This window comes from Psychrobacter sp. FME6, assembly GCF_014861365.1.
GTDB lineage: Bacteria > Pseudomonadota > Gammaproteobacteria > Pseudomonadales > Moraxellaceae > Psychrobacter.
In genome coordinates this window covers 1-333 of the sequence record NZ_RRYW01000262.1, presented here as the reverse complement: position 1 = coordinate 333, position 333 = coordinate 1, and the positions used below count along the sequence as shown (strand labels likewise).

The following is a 333-nucleotide window of genomic DNA, read 5'->3' as shown; positions in this document are numbered from 1 at the left end:
TTCTTTGGGTTATTATAACCTCTTAGAAGCTGTCCAATTTTATTATGCCACTACAAACACTAGGCGTACCTCCTGAAAAAACATTAGAAATACTGCCTATTGTCATCTCTACCCAATCCCCACTAAAGCCTTCTAAACGAATCTCAGGCTGCCTTTGTTCTTTTTGTGGAAACATTTTACTGAGCAGTGACTTTTTAAGCGTTTGCGTTTGCTCATGCTTACGGCGCTGTAGGGCAATGGTTTGATCGATATTTTGAAAAAGGTTACCGATAGCGGTTTGAGCTATGCTGAAGAAACCGTAGAGATAAACTTGGTAAACTAACGACTCGATGA

The 333-nt window shown here is 39.9% G+C and carries 1 pseudogene; it reads right to left on the bottom strand.

Annotated features, from left to right (window positions below):
* Positions 1-22: 22 nt before the first annotated feature.
* Positions 23-333, bottom strand: a pseudogene (locus EI162_RS14550) (hypothetical protein); the annotation flags it as partial.